Source organism: Tautonia marina (genome assembly GCF_009177065.1).
GTDB lineage: Bacteria > Planctomycetota > Planctomycetia > Isosphaerales > Isosphaeraceae > Tautonia > Tautonia marina.
This window is the reverse complement of record NZ_WEZF01000047.1, coordinates 1-7,026: the sequence shown is the minus strand read 5'-3', so window position 1 is coordinate 7,026 and position 7,026 is coordinate 1. Positions and strand designations below refer to the sequence as shown.

The 7,026-nt window shown below is 61.9% G+C and carries 2 protein-coding genes; one reads left to right on the top strand and one right to left on the bottom strand.

Annotation, left to right across the window (positions count from 1 at the left end; all coding sequences use genetic code 11):
* Window positions 1–122: 122 nt before the first annotated feature.
* Window positions 123–3,386 carry a HEAT repeat domain-containing protein gene (locus GA615_RS27035; RefSeq protein WP_152054467.1) on the top strand — a complete coding sequence of 1,088 codons (3,264 nt, stop codon included), beginning with the start codon at window positions 123–125 and terminating at the stop codon, window positions 3,384–3,386.
* 132 nt (window positions 3,387–3,518) lie between these two features.
* On the opposite strand, the gene GA615_RS27030 is transcribed toward GA615_RS27035, so the two are convergent.
* The gene (locus GA615_RS27030; RefSeq protein WP_161602604.1) at window positions 3,519–6,095 is read right to left on the bottom strand and encodes a S8 family serine peptidase; all 2,577 of its coding nucleotides are present in this window, start codon (window positions 6,093–6,095) and stop codon (window positions 3,519–3,521) included.
* Between the last annotated feature and the right edge of the window lie 931 nt (window positions 6,096–7,026).

Sequence of the window (7,026 nt, the reverse complement as noted above, 5' to 3'; positions counted from 1 at the left end):
GGCCCCGTCTTTAAACATGCCGCAAGATAAAGTTGTTCTGCGATCGGATCCTCTTTTATACGATGTAATGGAGTGTAGTAGATATCCCGCTTCCTTGTCCCGGATCGACCCAGGAAAGTCTTATGACGAATCGAATTCCAACGCCCCCCCGTATCCTGCCCTGCTTGATACTATTCGCCTGCGTGTATTCTCCGGTCTCGGCTGGTCCGCCCATGCAGGACAATGATGATGAGATTCAGACGCTTAGGGCGCTGATCGTGGTCGATACTCGGGCGGATCCCCCTTTGCCGGGAATCGGGAACAATTATGCAAATATTCTTCACACCCTTCAGCAGGCGAACGGATACACGGGCCGTGTCGAGATCGATTTCCTCGACCCGGATGAGGTGTCGCCACAGGCCATAACCGATTACTTCCGGGGGCTTGCAGAGATTTCCAAGGACGACGCGTTGCTGTTCTATTACGCCGGCCACGGTGGGACCCTTCCTCGGGCTGGCCCCTTCCTGCAGACATCCGGCGGCCGATTGTTGCGATCGGATCTTATTGGGGCGATGCAGACCCATTCCCCTAGCCTGATCGTCGTCCTCACGGACAGTTGCAGCGCGGCGCCGCGGATCCTCCCGCCTATACCGGTCGCGCCGGCGAGGGCAAACCTCGTTCTGAAGGATTTGTTCTTTCGGCATAAAGGCATCGTCGACATCAACGCCTCCAGCTTCGATCGCGAGCGGGGCTCGGGCGAGTATGCCTGGTACATCGAGGAGAAGGGCGGCCTCTTCACTGATGCACTCGTCGAGGCCATCTACAGCGACTACGACGGGTTGGATGCGGACTCCAACCAGTTCGTGAGCTGGGCCGAGATCCTCGAGAAAACCCGGGAAATCACCCGCCTTAATTACCAGAATCTCAGAGAAATGCACCGACGTTTCGATGAGGAGTTGCTCTTCCCGGGCCAGCGCGCGACCAGGGATCGCTTGATTGCGCAGCCAACGCAGACCCCCCAGGCGTTCGACCTCGGGCGACCGATTCCCGATCTCCCTCCCGCGCTCGCCGATCGAGTGCCTCCCTCCCCTCCCCCAACATTGGAGGCTTTGGGCTTGGACGTGAGGGAGAATTACGGGTACGGTCTGGTCGTCTCGGGAGTCCGAGGATGGGCGGCTGAGCAGGATTCGGGGATCCGCCCGGGGGATGTCGTGTTCCGGATCAACGATCAGGATGTGGACGGATTTGAGACGGCGCATCGAGCAATTTCGAAGGTCCCCCTGGGGGCCGCCATCGTGCTGGAGGGATATTCGACCTCGTCAGACCCCGTCAAACATGCCCGCTTCATCCTCGGGGGTAGCGACGAGGATCGGGTCAGGTCGGCGCTGACGGCCGCCCTCGGAGCCAGAGAGGTCCGGGTGAGGGTAGCGGCAGCCGATTCGTTCGCCCGGATCGGGCAGCCAGGGGAAGCAGCCGTTGCAGCCCTCGGCCGGCTCTTCGAGGTGGATATCCAGGCGAGGAAGGCAGCCGGGTCGGCCCTCGCCGTGGCGGGGCCCGAAGGGATCGCAGTTCTCGGGCGGGCCGCGGCCAGCCCGGATACCGACCTCCGGTTCACGGCGCACTCGAGCCTACTCCGCATCGGGGCGTCGGATCGACACGCAGTGCAAGCCCTCGTCGATGCCCTGGAGAGCCCGTCGAGGGAGGTCCGGATGGACGCGATGGTCTCGCTTGGCCAACTCCGGATCTGGACCGCGCTCGTCTACAACGCCCTGGAGCCGATCGCCCGGGGTAGGGACGGCGAGCAAGGCGCCGGGATCGAGCAGACCCAGGCTCTGATCACACTCTATCACCTGGGAAGCCAGTTAGACGAGGAATTGCTTTCCCAGCTGCTAACCTCGGTCCGGTCCGGGAACATGCCGACTCGGCTATCTGCCATTCAAACTCTGGGACGGGCCCGGCCGGCAGCCGACGAAGTGGTTCGGGCGTTGGCCGAACAGATCGATGACGAGAGTCAGGAAGTCCGGGAAAGTGCCCTCTTATCTCTCGCACGAATCGAAGTGTTAGAACCGATAATCGCCGCCCTGGAGGATGAACGACCGGCCGTGAGAAGGTCAGCGGTCAGTGCTCTGCATATGATCGGTCCTCATGCCGAACAAATGAGTGACCAGCTGGTCAGGGTGATCAAAGATCCCGAGGTCCAGGTCCGTCAGGCGGCCGTCCTCGCCCTCTGGGCGTTGGGCCCGGCCGCCGCCGACACCGTCCCCGAACTCGTCAACCTGCTAGCGGACGAAGATCCGGCAATTCGTTACGAGGCGGTGGTTGCGCTCGGGCAGATCGGTCCCCGGGCGGAGGCTGCAGTCCCTGGCCTGATCGACGCCCTCAACGACGAGGACCCGTCCGTCCGGGAAGCGGCCGCAGAGACGCTGAGCAGCATGGGGCCCCGGGCTAAGCCCGCCGTCCCGAGGCTGGAGCAACTGCTCGTTGAGGACGGGATGGAGTCAGCCGTGAAAGCCATCGCCAGCATCCAAGGCGTCGGATATTTGATTCCTCTATCGAAGAGGACGTCGGATGCCACCCGCGCGGCAATTTGCCGAGGCGTTGGCAATCCGTTTTTCTTTTTGCCTGGAGAAGTAGTTCCATACCTCGCCTCCGCTCTGCACGATCCGGGAGAGGAGACGAGGCATGCGGCAGCCTCTTCTCTAAACTGGCAGATGAGCACGGGTCGGCTCGGAACGAATCTCCCCGATACCAAGGCGGCGATGGACGACATCTTTCGACACCTTGAGGGGGAAACGGATCCGAGTCTGATCGTGCCTTGCATCAGTATTCTGGACAGATTCAATGGGAGACGCCAGCACGCGGTCGAGAGACTCGTGGAGTACCTCGGTGCCGAGCAGCCCGAGATCCGGACTCAAGCCGCAAATACGCTCGAAGAGTTCGGCATGGAGGCCCGCGCGGCTGTGCCCACGCTAATCTTGAGGCTGCGGGACGAGGTCGCCTCCGTGCGAGTGGCCGCCGCTTACGCTTTGTCCAGCATCGGGAGGGCCGCAAGAGCGGCCATCCCCGACCTCGTCGGCCTGCTGGATGACCCCGAGGAAAAGGTGTGGAGATCGGCCATTGAGTCGCTGGCGAGCCTGGGAGCGATCCCCGAGCTGATCGCGATCCTGGAACGGGGAGACGCCGAGGAAAGGGCCGCTGCCGCGAGGAGTATGACGACCCATCGCGCCCGCCCGGCAATCCCCGCGCTCGTCCGAGCCCTGGAGGGGGATGATTCGCCAGAGGTACGAGAGGCTGCCGCCCTTGCGCTCGGTAAGTCCTCGATGATGGACTTCGATTTCTTCCTGGAAGCCCAGCTCTCGACTCCCGCGGCAGCTCCTCCAAGGCTCGAGTCGGTCGAGGTCCCTTGAACTTGTTCCTGCGGAATGATGCGGCCGGCGTGATCGCCGGGACCTCCCGAGGTCGATGGGGCCGAACGGCTCGACGACCCCTTTGACGGCGTTCGCCGGCCGGGGTCGGAGGCCCGGCCGGCGAGCGGACAGTTATTCGCTCTCAACGTCCTCGTCCTCGCCATCGGCGATGGCGATACCGCCGGATACGACTAAAGCGAACGGCTGTGGCCCCTGAGTGATGCGGTCCGCCTGGACCGTGAGTGTCCAGGCCCCGACCTCGGGACTCGGGATGTCGATGCCCTCGACATTGTTTGTCGAATCGGGGGAGACTCCCTGGCCGTCAACCGGCAGAATCTCCTCGCCGTTGGGTGTGATGAGGACCATGTTCAAGTTGTTCTGGAGTTGGTTCCCTGGGGGATCGGCCCAGACCAAAGTTGTCCGGAGCTCGGGGGCAGAGTCGGTCACCTGAATCGTGTAGCTGATCGACTCACCCTCGGCCAGTGCGGTCTCGTCGTCGAAGAGCGAGGTCGAGGTCAGAGCCCGACGAAGGTTGACCAACCCCCATCCGGCTCGGTTGTTGGGACGAGGCCCGCTGTGGGCGTCGGCCGAGTTGATGAGGATCGCCTTGACCAGCTCGGCGCTGGGCACCGGCGTCCTGCCAACGATGAGTGACTGCCGGACCAGAGCTGCGCAACCGGCTACGAGAGGGGCGGCCATCGACGTCCCCCCGCTGAGCGTGTAGTGAATATCATCGCCCTCCAGCGGAGGAGCAAGGTCGATCGTTGACAGGGGGGCCCAGCTGGCGAAGGTTGTCACCTTCACACGGTCGAGGTGAAGGTCAATCTCGCCCTGGGCCGCAGCGTCCTGGACAAAGGCGAAGAGCAGTCGGAGGTTGTCCTTGCCCAGAAAACTGGGAGGGATTTGGCAGGTCAATACGGTCCAGTCGTCGAACGACCGCTCACCGACGACCCGATCCGGGCCCCTTAAAAGCCTGGGAGCCGAGTTGCCGGCTTGGATGGCCAGCAAGAGGGCCTCGGCCGGCTCAACCTTCCCCCGTACCCAGACCTCGACGTTCTGCGGAATGTCTTCCGGCAGGCTGAAGGCCGGGGAGTAGAGGAAATCACGGTAGGTCTCACCGTCGGTACGGGACAGATACCAACTCCGGTCGCCGTGCAACGCCTGGTCCGAGGAGAGAGTGAAGGCCTGGTCGGCGATCCAGCCGGTTGCGTCCTCGATATCGTCCTCGAAGGCGATCCGCTCTCCCTGGGTCCGGGCCGAGGCGATGAACGTCCCCGGGGCGACGACATCGGGGCGGACCCGCCCGTTGTCGGTTGGCCCGAGCGAGCTGAAAGTTGCCAGTTGCGAGCGGTCATCGGCCAGCGGGCCAGCCTTGGGCCGGAGATTCTCGCTCGCCCCGACGACCAAGGCGTTCTTGGCCGTGGCCGGCGAGCCGACGGAACCGTTGCCCTCTGACCCGTCATTCCCGGCCGCGAAGACGATCAACATATCCCGGGGCTGGCCGTCGTTCCAGCTCCAAGTGTCGACCTCCAGTCCCCGGAGATACTGCCCCTTGAGGAACGGGAAATCTCGGATGGGGATTCCCCAGCTATTGGAGTGGACGCGAGCCCCTTCGTCATAAGCCTGCTGGAAGAGCTTGCTCAGGGGGTCAGGGATACCCATCAAGCCCCCTTCCGCATCACCGACAGCCTGGTGGACGAGTTGTGCCTCGGGGGCAGGGCCGGCGAACTCGCCGGAGCCGAGGATCGAACCTGCGGTGTGGGTGCCATGGCCGTCGAAGTCGCTCCAGTCCGACGTGGCGGAGCGTCCCAGGGGGAAGGCCTTCTTAACCCGTCCCCGGAAGGCGGGGTGGAGGGTATGGTCGTTGACGCCGATGTCCAGGCCGGAGTCAGCGTGGCCGACGACCTGTCCGTGGCCCCGAATCGGTGGCGTGAAGTCGGGGGGATTTCTGTTCAGAATCAACCGGGCAACGTCGTTCCGGAGCGTTGGCTTGGCGTCGGGGACAATCTCGCGGATCTCGGGCATCTCGGCGATCTGAGTGAGCCGCGCCACCGGCATCTGCGCCCGGACCAGCGAGAGATCCTCACCCTGACCGGCGCCGAGCACTTTGCCCCCAAGTTCGTGCACCTGGGCAACGACCGGCTCCGTCGACTGGCCTCGGAATAGGTAGATTGCCACCTGAGTTTGCTCGGGGGTCTCGTCTCGAATGGGAACGATCGGGTCGAGGCCAGCCACCCCGATCGCGTTGCCGGCCGGTGCACCGGCCGGCCTCCGGAGCCGCTCCTCGAGGCCGGGGCGAATGTCTTCCTCATCTGGTTCGAGTTTCGGTCCTAAGGGGCCGGGCAGTTCCCCATCCTCCAAGGCATTGACGCTCTTTCGGAGGAAGTCAGATAGTTTATCCTTCGGCCGAATTGGCGCGACAAAGTCGACCAAATTCTGAGCGCGGGCGGCGGCGATCTGGCCAACGGTGGCGCGGGTCGTGTGGATAACGACACCTTCGGGTAACTCCTGAAGGACCCGGGCACCGGACTGCTTGATCAATTCCATCAGCCGCCCGCGAGCCTCCGGATCACCGGCGAAGTCGGCGACGACGTAGTTGCTCTCGTCCTCGGGGAAGCTGGCGACAGCAGCCTCAAGCGGGGCGGCTTGCCAGGCTCGAAAATCCGACTGGCGAAACTCAAGGGAGCCGAGCGTGATCTGACGACTCAACGGTGCCTTCTCAATGACAGGTGTTTTAGTTCCCTTGAGAAGACCTCTTTGCCCGAGCGAATCCTGCCTGGCAAAGGCTGCGGGGGAAAGCATCCCCGAGAAAACCATCAACAGTGCAAGACCTCTCGGAAGGTATCGTCGTAGCAATCGAATGCCCCGGGACACCCTCGCTTCCAGAGATTGCAGGAAGCATCCTCTACAGGCCCCCCTGTTCTTTGTCATCTGCAGATCTCCTTGAAAAAGTCAGACTCTATTTAAGAGTCTAAATTCTAGAAATCGCATGATTGGGCATGCTGATGCTAGCCAAATTCCTGACCATTGCAATAGGCACGCCTTTAGACTTGAAGTTTATGCAAATGCTCGCGCAATTAAAGCTGATGGACTCGAGGCTGCGGTCGTGTCTCACGCACAGTCGGCCAATTGGCCGGCGGATCTCTATCTGGTGTTGGTGAAACTACGGCCGACGAATTCCATCGTCATGCTACTCCCCGCGGTCATACCTGGGAGGTTTTTCATGCAAACTTTCACTCGAATGATCACTCCTCTAGATGCACTTCGAGGAGGAATAATGGGACGAAGAGGCCGTTCTCGAGTAGCCAGATCGGAACAGCCACGGTCCTCAGTTCGTGGCAATCAAGCTTAACCACGCAAGAAACGATATGATCGTGTATCCTAGTACCGCTTCAAAGCGAAATTACGGGCTCAGTCTTTCCGGGTTTTCTCTCCCCAATGTTGAGCCCCGTCGAATGTAACATTGAAGTGGCACTAGGAATTCCTCGCCCATACCGTGACAGAGATCCTCCCTCAGGTACATCCAGACGAGCATTCACGACGGGCCGCTTGTTCAGCGTAAAGTCGCAAATGGATCAATGGCAGGCGAGTTCCTTGATCGCTTTGCGTCAGATTGAGAATCGATAAGTTGTCAGTTCTC

Bases quoted from the DNA above. Each gene is read 5' to 3' on its own strand.
- GA615_RS27035 (WP_152054467.1), top strand. From the start codon at position 123: ATGACGAATCGAATTCCAACGCCCCCCCGTATCCTGCCCTGCTTGATA.